The 17,500-nt window shown below is 70.1% G+C and carries 14 protein-coding genes; 12 read left to right on the forward strand and 2 right to left on the reverse strand.

The genetic code is table 11. From position 1 onward, the window contains the following. Positions 1-24 precede the first annotated feature (24 nt). The 11 genes from AB1K56_RS10240 to AB1K56_RS10290 all read left to right on the forward strand — a co-directional run bounded on the left by AB1K56_RS10240 (position 25) and on the right by AB1K56_RS10290 (position 15,176). The gene (locus AB1K56_RS10240) at positions 25-1,401 is read left to right on the forward strand and encodes a DUF58 domain-containing protein (protein WP_371205558.1); all 1,377 of its coding nucleotides are present in this window, start codon (positions 25-27) and stop codon (positions 1,399-1,401) included. Beyond that, a complete protein-coding gene (locus tag AB1K56_RS10245; protein ID WP_371205559.1) occupies positions 1,398-3,908 on the forward strand; it encodes a transglutaminaseTgpA domain-containing protein in 2,511 nt (836 codons plus the stop codon). Before AB1K56_RS10240 ends, AB1K56_RS10245 begins: the two co-directional genes overlap by 4 nt. Further along, complete coding sequence (locus tag AB1K56_RS10250; RefSeq protein ID WP_371205560.1) at positions 3,905-5,662, forward strand: DUF5684 domain-containing protein; 1,758 nt, start codon at positions 3,905-3,907, stop codon at positions 5,660-5,662. The genes AB1K56_RS10245 and AB1K56_RS10250 overlap by 4 nt, the downstream gene beginning before the upstream one ends. After that, on the forward strand, positions 5,659-6,615 hold the full coding sequence (locus AB1K56_RS10255; RefSeq protein ID WP_371205561.1) for a hypothetical protein: 957 nt from the start codon (positions 5,659-5,661) through the stop codon (positions 6,613-6,615). Before AB1K56_RS10250 ends, AB1K56_RS10255 begins: the two co-directional genes overlap by 4 nt. Before the next feature lie 353 nt (positions 6,616-6,968). Then, positions 6,969-7,337 (forward strand): 30S ribosomal protein S12, encoded by a 369-nt coding sequence (rpsL, locus tag AB1K56_RS10260; RefSeq protein ID WP_013584051.1) that lies wholly within the window; start codon positions 6,969-6,971, stop codon positions 7,335-7,337. A 5-nt stretch (positions 7,338-7,342) separates the two neighbouring features. Continuing rightward, on the forward strand, positions 7,343-7,813 hold the full coding sequence (gene rpsG, locus AB1K56_RS10265) for a 30S ribosomal protein S7 (RefSeq protein ID WP_013584050.1): 471 nt from the start codon (positions 7,343-7,345) through the stop codon (positions 7,811-7,813). Positions 7,814-7,900: 87 nt separating this feature from the next. Continuing rightward, positions 7,901-10,015, forward strand: a complete 2,115-nt coding sequence (fusA, locus tag AB1K56_RS10270; protein ID WP_371205562.1) for an elongation factor G — start codon at positions 7,901-7,903, stop codon at positions 10,013-10,015. Positions 10,016-10,176: 161 nt separating this feature from the next. Beyond that, the gene (tuf, locus tag AB1K56_RS10275) at positions 10,177-11,370 is read left to right on the forward strand and encodes an elongation factor Tu (protein WP_076673648.1); all 1,194 of its coding nucleotides are present in this window, start codon (positions 10,177-10,179) and stop codon (positions 11,368-11,370) included. Positions 11,371-11,589: 219 nt separating this feature from the next. After that, on the forward strand, positions 11,590-12,258 hold the full coding sequence (locus tag AB1K56_RS10280; protein ID WP_371205563.1) for a hypothetical protein: 669 nt from the start codon (positions 11,590-11,592) through the stop codon (positions 12,256-12,258). A 505-nt stretch (positions 12,259-12,763) separates the two neighbouring features. After that, positions 12,764-13,423 carry a helix-turn-helix domain-containing protein gene (locus AB1K56_RS10285; RefSeq protein ID WP_371205564.1) on the forward strand — a complete coding sequence of 220 codons (660 nt, stop codon included), beginning with the start codon at positions 12,764-12,766 and terminating at the stop codon, positions 13,421-13,423. Positions 13,424-13,604: 181 nt separating this feature from the next. After that, on the forward strand, positions 13,605-15,176 hold the full coding sequence (locus tag AB1K56_RS10290; protein WP_371205565.1) for a polysaccharide biosynthesis tyrosine autokinase: 1,572 nt from the start codon (positions 13,605-13,607) through the stop codon (positions 15,174-15,176). A gap of 36 nt (positions 15,177-15,212) precedes the next feature. On the opposite strand, the gene AB1K56_RS10295 is transcribed toward AB1K56_RS10290, so the two are convergent. Together AB1K56_RS10295 and AB1K56_RS10300 are read right to left on the reverse strand one after the other, a co-directional pair. Next, on the reverse strand, positions 15,213-15,503 hold the full coding sequence (locus AB1K56_RS10295; protein ID WP_371205566.1) for a PqqD family protein: 291 nt from the start codon (positions 15,501-15,503) through the stop codon (positions 15,213-15,215). After that, a complete protein-coding gene (locus tag AB1K56_RS10300) occupies positions 15,504-16,484 on the reverse strand; it encodes a nucleotidyltransferase family protein (RefSeq protein WP_371205567.1) in 981 nt (326 codons plus the stop codon). A gap of 341 nt (positions 16,485-16,825) precedes the next feature. On the opposite strand from AB1K56_RS10300, the gene AB1K56_RS10305 reads away from it, so the two are divergent. Further along, positions 16,826-17,488, forward strand: a complete 663-nt coding sequence (locus tag AB1K56_RS10305) for a hypothetical protein (protein ID WP_371205568.1) — start codon at positions 16,826-16,828, stop codon at positions 17,486-17,488. Positions 17,489-17,500: the final 12 nt, after the last annotated feature.

Below are 17,500 nucleotides of genomic sequence, written 5' to 3' on the forward strand. Positions count from 1 at the left end.
AGCCGCGCGGGAGGGGGGTGAGCCGTGCCCGACGTGAACCTCACCGAGTCGCGGCTGACCCGCACCTCCGCGGCGACGATGGCCACGGGATCGCGCACCTCGATCACCTCGACCGCGACCCGCCGCCAGCGCCGCATCGTCCGCGCGGTCGTGCGCGCGTCCGAGACGTGGCGGGTGGTCACCGAGGCGGTGGCGGCGGCCGTGTCGTGGGCCGGCCGCACCGTGCGCCCCGCGGGAGCGGTCGTCGCGATCGCGGCGACCGCTGGTCTGCTGCTCGGCATCCTGTTCGGGTGGATGGAGTGGATGGTCGCGGGGTCCGCGGCGCTGCTGCTGCTCGTCATGAGCGTGCCGTTCCTCTTCGGCGCCCGCGCGTACGAGGTCGACCTGGCCCTGCAGCACGAGCGCGTGACGGCGGGGCACGGGGTCACCGGCGAGATCGTCGTGCGCAACGACAGTTCGCGCCCGGCGCTGCCGGGGCGGCTCGACATCCCGGTCGGCCGCGGGCTCGTCGAGTTCGGCGTGCCGCTGCTGCGACCGGGGCAGAGCAGCACCGAACCGCTGCAGATCCCCCCGCTTCCCCGGGGCGTCGTGCGCGTCGGCCCCGTCACCACCGTGCGCAGCGATCCGGTCGGACTGCTGCGCCGCGAGCACGCGTTCGACGACGTGCACGACCTCTTCGTCCACCCGCGCACGGTCGGCCTGCCCTCCACCAGTGCCGGTCTCGTGCGCGACCTCGAGGGCAACGCGACCCGTCGCCTCGTCGACGCCGACATGTCGTTCCACGCGATCCGCGAGTACGCCCCCGGTGACTCGCAGCGGCAGGTGCACTGGAAGTCCACCGCCAAGACCGGTCGGCTGATGGTCCGGCAGTACGAGGAGTCCCGTCGCTCGCGCATGGCTGTCGTGCTCGCCGCCGCGACGCAGGAGTACGCGGATGCCGACGAGTACGAGCTCGCCGTCTCGGCCGCGGCCTCTCTCGGGATGCGCGCGGTGCGCGACGCGCGCGACATCGACATCGTGACGGGGTCGGAGATCCCGCGCGTGGTGAAGGGGCGCCTGCGCGCGATCCGCCACATCCCGGTGATCTCGTCGCGCGCGATGCTCGACGGGTTCAGCGCCATCGAGCGCCACGACAACACGATGCCCGTCGAAGACGTCTGCCGCCTGGCGGCCGAGGCGAACGAGCGCCTCTCGATCGCGTTCGTGGTGACCGGTTCGGTCGTGCCCCTCGCGCGTCTGCGCCAGGCGGCGCTCGCCTTCCCCGCCGACACGGCCGTCGCCGCGGTCATCTGCGACGAGCGCGCGCACCCGCGCATGCAGAGCGTGGCGGGGCTCACCGTGCTCACGATCGGGACGCTCGACGACCTCTCGGGCCTTCTCGTGCGCGGGGCCACCTCGTGAGCGGGTCGCGCGAGCGCGCCCCGCGGCGCCGGCGCGAGGCGTCGGCGGCTCCGCGCTGGGTCGCCGCCGCCGTCTACACCCTCGCGTCCGTGCTGCTCGCCGCGGTGGCGGCGTGGCCGATCTACGCCGCCGCGAGCTTCGTGATCCTCGTCGTCGCGGCATCCGTCGCCGCGGCCGTCGTGGTGGCGTCGGTCGCGTGGCGGCGGGGAAGCGGATGGATGCTGGCGGCGGGGCTCGTCGCCGCCTTCACGCTCCTGGCCGTGCCCGTGGCCGTCCCCTCGCGGCTCACTTCTCCCCTCGACGTGCTGCGCGGCCTCGGGGAGTCGTACGCCGGCATCGTCGTCGCGTGGAAGGACCTCGTCACCGTCGACCTCCCCGTCGGCGCCTATCGCAACCTGCTCATCCCCGCCCTGGTGGTCTTCCTCGTCGGCACCGCGCTCGCGCTCGCGCTCGCCGGCCGCAGCGACCGGTGGGCGACGGCCGCGGTGGTCGCGGGTCTCGGGATGACCGGCTTCGGACTGTTCTTCGGACGCACTGCGACGAGCGCGCCGCTGCAGATCGGCCCCCTCGTCCTGACCGCTCCGGTCGAGACCGCCGTGGGGGTGGGTGCCCTGCTGTCGGCGGTGCTGTGGCTCGCGTGGCGTGCCCACGACGAGCGCGCCCGCGCCCTGCGGAGGGCGAGCGACGTGTCGGCGGTGCCGGCGAGCCCCGGACGATCGCGGGCCGATCGCCGACGCACGGCGCTCGGGGTGGCGATGATCGCCGTGGCGGTGGTCGTCACGGTGGCGGTGGTGCCGTGGGTCGCGCGCGGAGCCGATCGCGAGGTCCTGCGCTCCGCCGCGGGACCCGACCGGCAGATCGCCGAGGCGGTCAGCCCGCTCGCCGAGTACCGCGCGATGTTCTCCGACTCTCGCGCCGACGAGGTGCTCTTCCGCGTCAGCGGCGAGGGGACGTTGCCCGACCGCATCCGTCTCGCCACCCTCGACACCTACGACGGCGAGATCTTCCGCGCCTCGGGCGACGAGGGGGCCGGGTTCGTGCGCCTCCCCTCGACGCGTGACGCCGGCGCGGGGCGCTCCCTCTCGGCCGAGGTCGAGATCGTCGATCTCGAGGGGATCTGGATGCCGACGGCCGGCCGCCTGTCGTCGGCGACGTTCGAGGGTGATCGCCGCGGGGCCCTCGCCGACCGCTTCTACTACAGCTCCGCCGCCGAGGCGGGGGTGCAGACCGCCGACGGCGGCCTTCGCGCGGGCGACGGATACCTCCTGACCGGCGTCGAACCCGCCCCCGTCGACCTCGCGACGCTGACCCCGCCGGGGGCGCCGCAGGGCGTGTCGGGCGGTGACAACTTGAAGCGCTGGGTCGAGGAGCACGCCGCCGGCTCGGACGGCGCCGCGCTCCAGGGTCTCGTGCAACTGCTGCGCGAGCGCGGATACCTCAGCCACAGCCTCGCCGCTCCCGGGGCCGCCGCCCCCGCGTGGACCCTCGACCTGCCCGGCTATCAGCTGCAGCCGAGCGCCTCGGGGCATTCCCTGGCGCGCATCGACCGCATGTTCGAGCGAGTGCTCGACCGCGAAGACGATCCACGCGCCGCGGCGTCGGGAAACTTCGTCGCCGCGGTCGGCGACGACGAGCAGTTCGCCGTGGCCACGGCCCTCATCGCGCACGAGCTGGGCTTCCCGGCCCGGGTCGTCGTCGGTACGCGCTTGACGACGACCGACGCGAGCCTGCCCGTCTGCGATGCGGGGGAGTGCCGACCGCGCGACCTGAGCGCCTGGACCGAGGTGCAGGGCGCCGACGGACAGTGGGCGGCGATCGACGTCACCCCGCAGTGGGAGCAGTCGCCGAGCCTCGAGGTGACGCAGCAGCAGGACCCCGAGAACGTCACCGACGTACGCCCCGACACCGTCGAAGAGGTCGTCCCGCCCGAGCCCGTGCAGCAGGACGACGCCCTCGACGACGACACCCGCACCGACGACGGGCTCGACCTCGCGTGGCTCTGGCCGATCCTTCGTGTCGCGGGTCTCTCGCTGCTCGGCGTGCTGGTGCTCTTTGGCCCGTTCCTCGCCATCGTCATCGCCAAGGCCGTCCGCCGCCGCGGGCGCCGCCGCGATCCCGATCCCCGAGGGGCGATCGCGGGAGGGTGGGACGAGTACGTCGACGCCGGAGTCGACGCGGGCCGTTCCGTGCCGCGGGCTCCGACCCGGCGCGAGGTCGCCGAGGCGTTCGCGACGCCATCCGGCATCCGTCTCGCCGCCGACGCGGATCGGGCGGTGTTCGCCGCCGACGAGGTGGGCGCCGACGAGGTCGCCGCGTTCTGGCGCATCGTCGACGACGAACGGCGCGCACTCACCCGTCAGCGCGGCTTCTGGCGCCGTGTGCGAGCGGCCGTATCGTTGAGATCGTTCCTGCGGTTCCTCGCCCCCCGGCCTTCTCGGCGGGGGTCGCCGCATCGCGACGAGAGGGGGAAGCGCCCCGCCACGGCGGCCGGGCGCGACACGACATGACGGATTCGACGCTGCTGATGTTGGGGGCGAGCTCCCTCGCCCTGGTCGTGGTGCTCTACCTGTGGTCCGCTCTCGCGCTCGCCGCGATGTGCCGCAAGGTCGGCGAGCCGGTCTGGAAGGCGTGGGTTCCCGTCGTCAACGTGGCCACCGTGCTGAAGATCGGCGGATTCTCGCCGTGGCTCGTGCTCATCAACCTGGTGCCCCTCTTCGGCTTCCTCGCCTTCGTCGTGGTCTTCATCGTCGCCGTGCACCGCATCACCGTCGGGTTCGGGGCGGGAGCGGGACTCACGGTGGTCGGTGCCGTCGTCCCGGTCGTGTGGGCCAGCATCCTCGGGTTCGGCTCCGCGCGATGGGAGGGCTCGAGCGAGCGCGGTCTCGACGAGGACTCCGCCCCGGTGCGCCGCGGGCGCGACTTCGAGGGGCCCTACGTGCCGCTCATCGGCGGGTGGACGCCGGAGCCGGGCTCCGACGACCGCGATGCCGCGGCCGACGCGGATGCTCCCGCGCCCGTGTCGGAGCCGGTCGTGCAGCCCTTCGCCGCGCCCGCGGGATCGCTGTCCGACGCCGTCCCGTCGCCGAGCGACTGGGGCCCGCCGATCGATCTCGCGCCCGCACGCCTCGACGGCCGCCGGTCGACCGAGCGGCCCGCGGCGTCCGAGGCGTCCCAGGCGCCCGCCCCCGTTGTCTCGGGGTCGGTCTTCGAGGTGCTCGACGCCCTGCGCGACAGCGCTCCCGCGCCGCGCGCCGCCTCATCCACCACCGACGAGGAGCCCGCAGCGGCCTCCGAGCCCGCCGCGTCGGCTCCCGCCGCACCCGATTCGCGGATCCCGGATGCCGCTGACGCGCCGTCCGGCTGGGTTCCCCGCCCCACGGACGCCGTGCCCGAGCCGGGGCCCGCGCCGGAGCGCGAGCCCGAGCACCGAGCCGAGCCCCAGCCCCACCCGGAGGACGATGGCCTGGCCACGCGTGCCCTCCTCCTGCCCGGCTCGCCCACGCGGGGCGTGCCGTCGTGGGCCGCTCCCCGGCCGACCGAGCCGGCCGAGCCGGAGCCCGCGGCATCCCCTCGCGACGACGTCCCCGTCTCGGAGGAGCCGTCCGCCGATGACGCCGTCGACGAGGCGCCGTCGCCGTGGGCCGGTCCCGCGCGTCGCGGCGTCCCCCCGACCGACGACCTCGCGGATGCTGCACCGTTGACGCGACCCGCGGCCGCCGCTCCGGTGCCCGCTCCGCGCGTGGCGCGCACCCCCGTGGATGAATTCCCGGAGAACTCCGAGGCCGTGTCGGCGGTGCCCGAGGCCCCCGACGCGGGTGCCCCGCGCTCCGCCCGCACGTCGGTGTCGGCGCTGTACACCCGCCCGGAGGTCCCCGCGGACGACGACTTCGACGCTCTCGATCGCACGGTCGTGGCGCGGCGCAAGCGCATCCCGTGGGCGCTCATCGCCCCCAACGGCGAGACGGTCGACCTGACGTCGTCGGTGGTCATCCTCGGTCGTCGCCCCGGCCACGACAGTGCGTACCCCGACGCCCAGCTCGTGCCCGTCGCCGACGAGACGCGGACGGTCTCCAAGACGCACGCGCGCCTCGAGCTGCGCGGTGACACCTGGTACGTCACCGACCTCGACTCCACCAACGGCGTGCTCTTCGCGACCCTCATGGGCACCGAGGTCGAGGCCCCTCCGGGCGAGGAGATCGAGGCCGGGGAGCGGTTCTTCCTCGGCGACGCGGAGGTGCGCCTCACCCGGAGGACCGTGTGAGCGGCCCCGGAGACCGCCCCGACGATCCCGACGAGGTCACCCTGTGGGCCGGTCGTCTGCGGGGATGGGCCGCTCACAACGCGCCGAGCACGGCGAGCTCCGACGACGACGGCGTCGATGACGCGACCCTGCGCCCCGGGACCGACCGGCCGCGCGACGCCGCAGCGGCGGGCCCGGAGGATCCTCCCGCCGACGAGCTCGACGACGCGACGCTGCTCAGCCCCTCCCGCGACGCGGCGCACGAACCGGATGACGCGACGGTCGTGTCCCGCCCGCGTGGTCCGGTCGACGAGCCGGATGACGCGACGCTGCGCAGCCCCTCCCGCGACACGGCGCACGAACCGGATGACGCGACGGTCGTGTCCCGACCCGCCCCGGGCGAGCCCACGGTCGCCGTCGCACCGGCGCGCGCCCCCCTCGACGAGCCCGACGAGACCACTCGCCCGCGTGTCACCGCACACCCCCGGCCGGAGCCCGTCGACGAGCTCGACGAGACCACCCGCCCGCGCATCGCCGCCACCCCCCGATCCGAGGCCGTCGACGACGACACCGTCCGCCGCGAGGCCCCGGACCACAGCGGCGACACCCGCGCGGGCACCCGCCGCGCCCGCCGATCCGCCGCCGCGGCCGCCGCAGCGGGGGCGAATGCGGATGCGGACACGGATGGTGTGGCGCCCGGCCGCCCGTCTCCGTCCGGCTCGGGTCTTCCCGAGGCGACCCGCGACGCCCGCGTGCCCGTGGCGCTCGAGCGCGAGATCTACAGGCCGCGCGCCGACGCCCCCGTCCGCGTGGAGCGTTCCGGGCCGCGACCGTCCGCTCCGCCCGATCGTGACGCCGCTGCGGTGCGCCCCCGCACGACGCGTCGCGCGGCGTGGCGGGCCCTGCTGGTCGGCGTCGCCGTGGTCGTGGTGCTCGCGGCGGTCGCCGTGGCCGCAATCGTCCTCCTGGGCTGAGCGGGCGGCATCCGGGCCGTCGACGGCAGCGAGACCCGCGCACGTTTGCCCGACCTCCGGGGAACGCGTATCATTGAGCGGGTGTGCGTTCACGCGCGCCGTGCGTCGTGCCTTCGGGCGTGTCGTGCGGATCAACGCTCGCACCATCTCAGGGATCGATCTGCGAACAGGTCGCCCCCACGGCATATCCACCACAACCGCTTCCGATCATTCTGTCGCGCGGTGGATCACACGTGAGCCCGACACGTCACGAATCGCAAGATGAGCGGCATGACGGGGGAGACACGACCGCTGTCACCGTGCAGCACCCCGGACGGTCCGAGAGGAACCGCCCGGCCAAACAAGGAGAGAACGTGCCAACCATTCAGCAGTTGGTTCGCAAGGGCCGCTCGCCGAAGGTCTCGAAGACCAAGGCTCCCGCGCTGAAGTCGAACCCCCAGCAGGCCGGCGTGTGCACCCGCGTGTACACCACGACCCCCAAGAAGCCGAACTCGGCCATGCGCAAGGTCGCCCGCGTCAAGCTGCGCAACGGCACCGAGGTCACCGCGTACATCCCCGGTGAGGGCCACAACCTCCAGGAGCACTCGCTGGTGCTCGTCCGTGGTGGTCGTGTGAAGGACCTCCCCGGTGTCCGCTACAAGATCGTCCGCGGTGCACTCGACACCCAGGCTGTCAAGAACCGTAAGCAGGCTCGCAGCCGCTACGGCGCGAAGAAGGGCTGAGAACCATGCCTCGTAAGGGTCCCGCCCCGAAGCGTCCCGTCGTCAACGACCCGGTGTACGGCGCTCCCGTCGTCACCCAGCTCGTCAACAAGATCCTCGTCGACGGCAAGAAGTCCATCGCCGAGTCGATCGTCTACGACGCCCTCAAGGGTGTCGAGGCGAAGAACAGCCAGGATGCCGTCGCGACGCTCAAGAAGGCGCTCGACAACGTCCGTCCCACCCTCGAGGTCAAGAGCCGCCGCGTCGGTGGCTCGACCTACCAGGTTCCCGTCGAGGTCAAGCCGCACCGCGCCAACACGCTCGCGCTGCGCTGGCTCGTGAGCTACGCGAAGGGTCGTCGTGAGAAGACGATGACCGAGCGTCTGCAGAACGAGATCCTCGACGCCTCGAACGGCCTCGGTGCCGCGGTCAAGCGCCGCGAAGACACCCACAAGATGGCCGAGTCGAACCGCGCCTTCGCGCACTACCGCTGGTAAAACCCGCGGAGGGTCCGTGATCGAACCCCGGTCACGGACCCTCCGATGGGCCCGGCATCAACCTCCCAACAGGTAAGGAAGACACCCGTGGCACAAGACGTGCTCACCGACCTCCACAAGGTCCGCAACATCGGCATCATGGCGCACATCGATGCCGGCAAGACGACGACGACCGAGCGCATCCTGTTCTACACGGGCGTCAACCACAAGATCGGTGAGACGCACGATGGTGCGGCGACCACCGACTGGATGGAGCAGGAGCAGGAGCGTGGCATCACGATCACCTCCGCCGCCGTCACCTGCTTCTGGGAAAAGAACCAGATCAACATCATCGACACCCCCGGTCACGTCGACTTCACCGTCGAGGTGGAGCGCTCGCTCCGCGTGCTCGACGGTGCCGTCGCCGTCTTCGACGGCAAGGAGGGCGTCGAGCCCCAGTCCGAGACCGTGTGGCGTCAGGCTGACAAGTACGACGTCCCCCGTATCTGCTTCGTCAACAAGATGGACAAGCTGGGCGCCGACTTCTACTTCACGGTCGACACCATCGTCAACCGCCTGAAGGCCAAGCCGCTCGTCATCCAGCTCCCGATCGGTGCCGAGAACGACTTCGTCGGCGTCGTCGACCTGGTCTACATGCGTGCCCTGGTCTGGCCCGGCGATGCCAAGGGTGATGTCACCATGGGCGCCAAGTACGAGATCCAGGAGATCCCGGCCGACCTCGTCGAGAAGGCGCAGGAGTACCGCGAGAAGCTCCTCGAGACCGTCGCCGAGTCCGACGACGCGCTGCTCGAGAAGTACTTCGGTGGCGAAGAGCTCACGCACGACGAGATCAAGGGCGCCATCCGCAAGATGACGATCGCCAGCGAGGTCTACCCCGTGCTGTGCGGTTCGGCGTTCAAGAACCGCGGTGTGCAGCCCATGCTCGACGCCGTCGTGGACTACCTCCCCTCGCCCCTGGACGTGCCCGCCATCGAGGCGCACGACCCCAAGGACGAAGAGGTCGTCATCGAGCGCCACGCCGACCGTGAGGAGCCCTTCGCGGCACTCGCGTTCAAGATCGTGACGCACCCCTTCTTCGGTCGCCTCACCTACATCCGCGTCTACTCGGGTCACCTCGACTCCGGCGCCCAGGTCGTCAACGCGACCAAGGGCAAGAAGGAGCGCATCGGGAAGATCTTCCAGATGCACGCCAACAAGGAGATGCCGGTCGACTCGGTCACCGCCGGTCACATCTACGCGGTCATCGGTCTGAAGGACACCACCACCGGTGACACCCTCTGCGACCCGGCCAACCAGGTCGTCCTGGAGTCGATGACGTTCCCGGAGCCGGTCATCGAGGTCGCCATCGAGCCCAAGACCAAGGCCGACCAGGAGAAGCTGGGTGTCGCCATCCAGAAGCTCGCGGAAGAAGACCCGACGTTCCGCGTCGAGCAGAACGCCGAGACCGGTCAGACCGTCATCAAGGGCATGGGCGAGCTCCACCTCGACATCCTGGTCGACCGCATGAAGCGCGAGTTCAAGGTCGAGGCCAACGTCGGAAAGCCCCAGGTGGCGTACCGCGAGACCATCCGCAAGTCGGTCGAGCGTCACGACTACACCCACAAGAAGCAGACCGGTGGTTCGGGTCAGTTCGCGAAGATCCAGTTCGCGATCGAGCCCCTCGAGGTCACGGCCGACAAGACCTACGAGTTCGAGAACAAGGTCACCGGTGGTCGCATCCCGCGCGAGTACATCTCGCCGACCGACCAGGGCTTCCAGGACGCCATGAACGTCGGCGTGCTCGCCGGCTACCCCATGGTGGGTGTCAAGGCGATCCTCCTCGACGGTGCCTCGCACGACGTCGACTCGTCGGAGATGGCGTTCAAGATCGCCGGCTCGATGGGCTTCAAGGAGGCCGTCCGCAAGGCGAACCCCACCATCCTCGAGCCGATCATGGCCGTCGAGGTGCGTACTCCCGAGGAGTACATGGGCGACGTCATCGGCGACCTGAACTCGCGTCGTGGCCAGATCCAGTCGATGGAGGACGCCGCCGGCGTCAAGGTCGTCCGGGCCAACGTGCCGCTGTCCGAGATGTTCGGCTACATCGGCGACCTGCGCTCGAAGACCTCGGGCCGTGCCGTCTACTCGATGGAGTTCGACAGCTACGCCGATGTCCCGAAGGCCGTGGCTGACGAGATCATCCAGAAGAACAAGGGCGAGTAACTCCGCTCTCACGGATGCCGGGAACCCCGGGTTCTGCTCAGGTTCCCGGCATCCGCACAAACTGAATACCGACTCTCTAGTAATCTGAGAACCATCCCCGCGAAGAATCGGTCGCAATCCAGCGCCCGAGACCTCGCAACCAACGTCCTGAGGAGGACCCAGTGGCTAAGGCCAAGTTCGAGCGGACCAAGCCGCACGTGAACATCGGAACGATCGGTCACGTCGACCACGGCAAGACCACGCTCACCGCTGCCATCTCGAAGGTGCTCGCCGACAAGTTCCCGTCGGCCACCAACGTTCAGCGTGACTTCGCGTCGATCGACTCCGCGCCCGAAGAGCGTCAGCGCGGTATCACGATCAACATCTCGCACGTCGAGTACGAGACCCCCAAGCGTCACTACGCTCACGTCGACGCCCCCGGTCACGCCGACTACATCAAGAACATGATCACCGGTGCCGCTCAGATGGACGGCGCGATCCTCGTGGTCGCCGCCACCGACGGCCCGATGGCTCAGACCCGCGAGCACGTCCTGCTCGCCAAGCAGGTCGGCGTGCCCTACCTGCTCGTCGCGCTGAACAAGAGCGACATGGTCGACGACGAGGAGATCCTGGAGCTCGTCGAGCTCGAGGTTCGCGAGCTTCTGTCGTCGCAGGACTTCGATGGCGACAACGCCCCCGTCGTGCGCGTCTCGGGCCTCAAGGCTCTCGAGGGTGACGAGCAGTGGGTCAACTCGATCGTCGAGCTCATGGAGGCCGTCGACTCCTCCATCCCCGACCCGGTGCGTGATAAGGACAAGCCGTTCCTCATGCCCATCGAGGACGTCTTCACCATCACCGGTCGTGGAACGGTCGTCACGGGTCGCGCCGAGCGCGGTACCCTCGCGATCAACTCCGAGGTCGAGATCGTCGGCATCCGCCCGACGCAGAAGACCACGGTCACGGGTATCGAGATGTTCCACAAGCAGCTCGACGAGGCCTGGGCCGGCGAGAACTGTGGTCTGCTCCTCCGCGGCACCAAGCGTGACGACGTCGAGCGCGGCCAGGTCGTCGTGAAGCCCGGTTCGGTCACCCCGCACACCAACTTCGAGGGCACGGCGTACATCCTGTCCAAGGAAGAGGGCGGCCGCCACAACCCGTTCTTCACGAACTACCGCCCGCAGTTCTACTTCCGCACCACCGACGTGACCGGTGTCATCACGCTGCCCGAGGGCACCGAGATGGTCATGCCCGGTGACACCACGGAGATGTCGGTCGAGCTCATCCAGCCGATCGCCATGGAAGAGGGCCTCGGCTACGCGATCCGTGAGGGTGGCCGCACCGTCGGTGCCGGTACCGTCACCAAGATCCTCAAGTAAGTCCTTCCAGACTTCACTCGGCAAAGGCCGGGCCTTCGGGCCCGGCCTTTGTCGTTTCCGGACGCCGTTCGCGGCGTCCTTTCTGCATTTTCCGACCGGACATTTTCGGACGCTTTGCGGCCGCGGTGAGACCTTACCGATGTCCTGGGATACCCCCTTTCGCGAGCATCGCGGGGCGGGTGCGACCGGTTCCCGCTTTTTCGCAAAAGGGGAGAATCGATGTTGGAAGAGCTGTCATCGGACAAGGCAACGGGTGCGACGGGTTCCACGCGGGGTATCGAGCGCCGAACCATTCTGAAGGGCGCCGCGTGGTCGGTTCCGGTGATCGCGGCCGCTGTCGCGGCTCCTGCGGCCTCCGCATCGGTGAACAATGCGAACCTCGCGCTCACGAATGATGTGACCAGCCTGCTGGCGCTGAACGTGCTCGACTCGACGACGGTGCTGACGGCGGCTGTTGCGATCACCGTGCCCACGACGCTGCGCGTCACGAACGGCGCGGGCGCGCTGTCGGGCAACGCCACCGTGACCATCAGCGTGGGGCGCCCCAGCGGCATCCCGATCTCCGTCGGCCGCGCTCACGGCTTCGGCGTGTACCGCTTCGACAGCACGCTGACGACGGCCGGACAGCGCAGCGCCACCTACCAGAGCGCGCCGATCGTCGGGCAGTTCGGCTTCCCGACGACGACCTTCACCACGACGAAGAACTTCAGCGTGGGGTCGGGTGCCGCCCTCGACATCCCCGTCCAGTGGGGTCTCGCCGGCGACCGCACGGGCCTGTCGATCACCGCTCTCGCGTCCTATCCCGTGTCGGTGACCGTCGTGTTCCCGGGACGCACTCTCACGGCCGCCAGCTCGATTCTCGTTCCCGTCGGCGCGGGCATTCTCTGACGCCCGCCCGGTTGATCCCGATCGGCTACGTAGGCGGCCCGGTCGTCGTCGCACCGACTACTGATCCCACTACGTATGCCTCTACGGATATCCGCTGCGATGGCTGACCTCCCACTGAGGTCCACGGCTACCGTGCGGTGAAGGATCACGGCGCTCCGCCTCCCGGTTGTAAGGGGGCGGGAGGCGGAGCACCGTGGTGCGGCGGGAAGACGCTCCTCCCGCTGACGCTTCGAGCCACCACACCCCCTGACAATCACCGCTGCGATCGAGGCTGGGGGGTCGGGTGAGCAGCATCGTTTCGTCGACCCTCGCGGCCGACCCGGGCGGGGACCGCGCGCCCATCCGAGCGCTTCTCCGGGATCACCTGCGCATGACGCGCATCCCGCACCCGGCTGCCGTCACCTCGGCGGGTCGCACCGCGATCACGTTGCACGCGGTCGATCACGGAGACCAGTGGCTGTGGTCGGAAGAGGGCGACACCGGCTACATCGGGATCGTGTTCCCCGTGGATGACGCCGGGGCGACGGTTCAGGGCGATGCCCCCCGTGAGGGCGCGGATCGCGCCCCGATCGTCCTCCGCCACGGACTTCCGATGCGCGTCGCGTGGACGCGCGGGGCGGCGGCCACCCTCTGGCTGCCGGGTGCGGCCCTCGAGGATCTGGGTCTCGACCTCGAGCGTGTCGCCTGCCGGCCCGCACTCACGACCGCGGCCATGGCTGCGCGAGCCTATGTCACGACCGTCGCCGGGATGCGACCGTCGCTGAGCATGGTCGAGGCGATGGTGATGGAGCGCACGCTCTTCGACATCGCGTTCGCGCTGCTCTTCTCCGCGGGGGAGCGTGAGGTCGTCGCCGCGGCGCGCACCTCGACGTTCAATCGGGTCCGGCTGCTTTTCGAGTCGCGCTTCACCGATCCTCGATTCTGCGTGGCGTCCGCCGCTCAGGAATTGCACATGTCATCGAGGCATCTGCATCGATTGTTCGAAAAGCGCGGAACGTCGCCATCCTCATACCTCCGCTCACTCCGGGTGGATTTCGCCCGCGCGCTCCTCGAGGTACGCGCCGACTCGGGAATGACCGTGCAGCGCATTGCGCGGCAAAGCGGCTTCGCGTCGGAGCGGACGATGCGGCGCGCGCTTTCCGAGACCGCGCCCGCGTCGGCGTGACTGCGGTCGACGCCATCCTTCCGAGCGCGCTAAGAATGAGAGTGTGAATGCGTTCGTGCGCGTTCACCGAGACACGTGAGTGGGTTCTAGAATCGTGTGCCCGAGGCATTTCTCGGTCGTCGCGGCGGAATTCCGGGGGGCGAAGTCGTCGCAGTGACGGCGCGGAAGAGGAGTGTGTTCGATGGAGTTGCAGACCTACCTGCGCATCATTCGAGTGGGCTGGGTGTGGCTGATTCTCGGCACTCTTCTCGGCATCGGGGCCGCGGCGGGCTGGGTGGCACTGCAGAAGCCCGTCTACACCGCGGATGCCAGCGGCTTCGTCGCCGTGACGGGGCAGGGCGAAGACACCGGTTCCGCGCTCATCGCCGACAATCTCGCGAAGTCCAAGGTCAAGTCGTACATCGACCTGGGCACGTGGCGGTCCGTGGCGGAGGACGTCATCACGCAGCTGGGGCTCGACACCCGTCCGGAGACACTCGTCGATCAGGTGCGCGTGAGCAATCCCGTCGACACGGTCAATCTGCTGGTCGTCGCGAACGCGTCGACGCCCGAGGGTGCGCGTGATCTTGCGCAGGCGTGGATCCAGGCGATGTCGTCGGAGATCTCGCGTCTCGAATCGCGAGACGGCGGTCAGGCGCTCGTGCAGCTCGTCGCGGGGGATTCCGCGCAGCTGCCCCGTTCGCCCAGCTCCCCGAACTGGCGTATCGCCCTCGCCGTCGGAGGTCTGATCGGCCTCGCCGCCGGTGTTTCCGGTGCCGTCGTCCGATACGTTCTCGACCGCCGCATCCGCTCCGCCGAGGTGGTCGAGCGCGAAACGGGGCACCCCGTCGTCGGCACCATTCCGCTCGAGAAGTCCTTCACCGATACGGGACGACTCGTCCCGTTCGACGGCGGTATGAGCGGAGGCGCTCGAGCGAAGTTCTTCCGGGTGGCGGAATCGTTGCGCGAGCTGCGCACGAACCTTCAGTTCATCGACGTGGACAATCCGCCGCGCGTGATCGTCATCAGCAGTCCCCTCCCCGGTGACGGCAAGTCCACGACCAGTGCGAACCTCGCGATCGTGCTCGCGGCGAGCGGGCAGCGCGTGGTCCTGATTGACGGAGACCTCCGGCGGCCCATGGTCGCCAACATCTTCGGCCTCATCGACGGCGCCGGTCTGACCGACGTCCTCGCCGGACGCGCCCTCTTCGACGAGGTGGCGCAACCGGTCGGTGTCGACGGCAACCTCCTCGTCCTCGGCGCGGGGATGCTGCCCCCGAACCCTTCCGAGGTGCTCGGGTCGGAGCGCATGCGCGATCTCATGCGCACTCTCTCGGCTGACGCGACGATCATCATCGACGCTCCGCCGCTGCTCCCGGTGACCGACGCCGCAGTGCTCGGGCACCACGCTGACGGCGTGATGGTCGTCGCGAGCGTCGGCAAGACGACGATCGAGACGCTGAACAAGGCGATGCTCAACCTCGAGAAGGCGAATGCGCGCTGCCTCGGGGTGGTCATCAACCGCGTGCCCGTCCGTGGTCGTGGGCGAGGCTACGACGACTACCAGTACACCGGTGATTACTACGCCGCTCCGCCGTCGGCTACTCCGGAGCCCGTCACGGTCGCGGGCCCGTTATCGGCATCCGTGAAGGAGGCGCGAGGTTCCTCCCGGAAGACCGAGGGGAGCGGCGCCCGCAGAAGCACGGCGATAGCGGTCCCGACGACCGGTGAGGGCCCCTCGCCGTCGCGGCGTTCCCGGCGTACGGCTCGATGACGAAGCGAGCCGCGGCGAGAAGCTGACCGACCTCGTTCAGCGACGGGTCGGCTGCAGCACACCTTTCGAGGCGAGAGCTTCGACGAAGGAGGCGACCGTCGGTCGCACGTCGGTCTCGTCGATCTCCCACAGGCGGACCATCTCCGCCACGATCTCGTTTTCGTCGCGGCGGCCGTCGACGAGCTCCCAGATGGCGGCACCCACCTCGGAGAGTCGGATGACGGCGAAAGGCGTCGTCCGGGCGGGAAGAGCGATGTAGGCGGTGGATCCCTCCTGCGTCCAACCCACACCGTCTGCGCGTCGCCACACGGGCGTCGGGTCGGTCATTCAGGGCCTCCGTCGGCGTGAGGCGGCGAGGATGCGGAACAGCTTCGCCGGTGCTGTGACGATGCGGTGCAGGTAGAACCGGAGCAGGCTGATCGGATCGTCGGCGACGCCGAAGAACGCTTGAGCGAAGCGCGGGCTCGGGACGAGCTTCCGAGCCGCGAGGCGAACGCGCGTCGACCAGCTCGCGCCGGCGAATTGTTCGGCGAGGGTTTCGGGGAGGTCGTCCGGGGATTCGACGCGACGTCGCCATAGCGCGGTCAGTCGGTCGGCCTCGGGAGTGAGGGTGACGGTCACGCCGATCAGATCGCGCAGCGTCTCGCGCAGGGGGCCGGCCGCCCCCGTCAGGTGAGCTCGTTCCGCGAGGTCGCTGAGGTCGGTCGACAGGCGTGGGGTGGCGCGTTCCTCGAGCTCGGCGAGCTGGCCGGCGTCGCGGGAACGCGTGGCGTGCAGCGCTGCGATGAGCCAATGGTCGGCCACGCCCGGGACCGGGCAGGCGCGATGCGCCAGGTCGATCGTGGTGCGGGCCTCCCACAGGGTGTCGAACACGTCCTGAGCAGGGTTCAGGAACCCCGGATAGTAACGGTGGAGGTCCAGATGGCACGGCCACTGAGGGTGCTCGAGGGTCCTGGCATGGGGAGCGAGAACGGTGCCCTCCCGCGGGAGGTCGACGAGGACCGCCCTGTCTCGATCGGTCCATCCGCTCGAACGCAGGATCGCCCACAGCCGTTCGAACGCCGACGGGTCGACCAGCACGTCGACATCCGACGATCCGCGGACTGCGCGCAGCCCTTGATCCGCGAGCACACGACCCTTGATCGTCAGGATGCGGATGCCGTGGAGTTCCGCGAAATCGTTCACCGCTGCGGCGAGGAGCTCGACCGCCACGTTGTGGGGGAGAGGGACGAGCTCGATGCCCGCATCCGGTGTTGCGGTCGAACCGGCCTCGACGCGGTTCCCCTCACGGCGACGTGTGCTTGCCATCAGCGTTCCGGTTGTCCCCACTTCATCCAGCGCGTGAGCGCGAGCCTACTTGAGTCTTCACCCGGGCGGGTGCGGCGGACCGGCGTCTGAGGGCGTACCGGCGTCTCCCCGCGGGCTGGTTCGGGTGAAACCCGTATGCTGAGCGGGTGAATGAAGCTCCCGTCGGCCCGAGCCGGAGATCCCGTCGGGAAGCGCGCGTCGTCGGCGATGTCGTGCCCGGCACGGACGATGCTCCTTCGTCGGAGATCAGTACGGCGTCCGAGGATCCCTCTCAGAGCAAGGGTGCGGACGGAGTCTCCTCGGCAGCGCGCGCACGCCGCGACCGCGACGCAAGCCCACGGGTGCACAGCGGCTTCGCCGGCACCTGGAAGCCCCTCGCCGCCGCGGTCGGAGCGCTCGTCGTCGCGATCGCCGTCGGCTCGCTCGCCTCGGTCGCCTTCGACGGCGACACCGGCCGCAGCATCGGCGGTCTCGCGGCGGCCCTCATCCTCGGGGCGACGGGGCTCGCACTGGCGGCGCGTACTCGCGTCAGCGGGTTCTTCTCGCTCCGGGCGCTCGACGTGCTGTGGGGCCTCGTGCTCGGCGTCATCCTGCCGTTCCTCACCGGTGTGTTCGCCGGCGACCTCGGGTTCCCCGCGCTCGCGGCGCTCTCCCCGCGCTGGCTCGTGCTCGGAGTGGCGGCGCCGTTCGTCGTCGTTCTGGGCCTGACGTTCTTCGCGATCTTCTTCGTCTACCCCGCCGCCGAGTCGTTCGCCGCCACGCGCCTGCCTTCGGTGTGGAGCCGGGTCGTTGCCGCCGCGGCGTCGACGCTCGCCTTCGCCGTCGTTCCGGCGGTCTTCTCTCCGACGGTGTCGGGGATGCCCCGGGCCCTTCTCATCGGCCTCGGGCTGGCGGCATCCGTGTTCGTCGCGCTCTCGCGTCGCTCGTGGGGGCCCCTGCTCACGGGCCTGGTCTTCACCGCCGTCTGGGTCGCCCTGGCGGCCGCGGGATACGTGCTGGCCTGAACCGATCCGACC

This window comes from Microbacterium sp. BWR-S6Y, assembly GCF_041379845.1.
Taxonomy (GTDB): Bacteria; Actinomycetota; Actinomycetes; order Actinomycetales; family Microbacteriaceae; genus Microbacterium; species Microbacterium hydrothermale.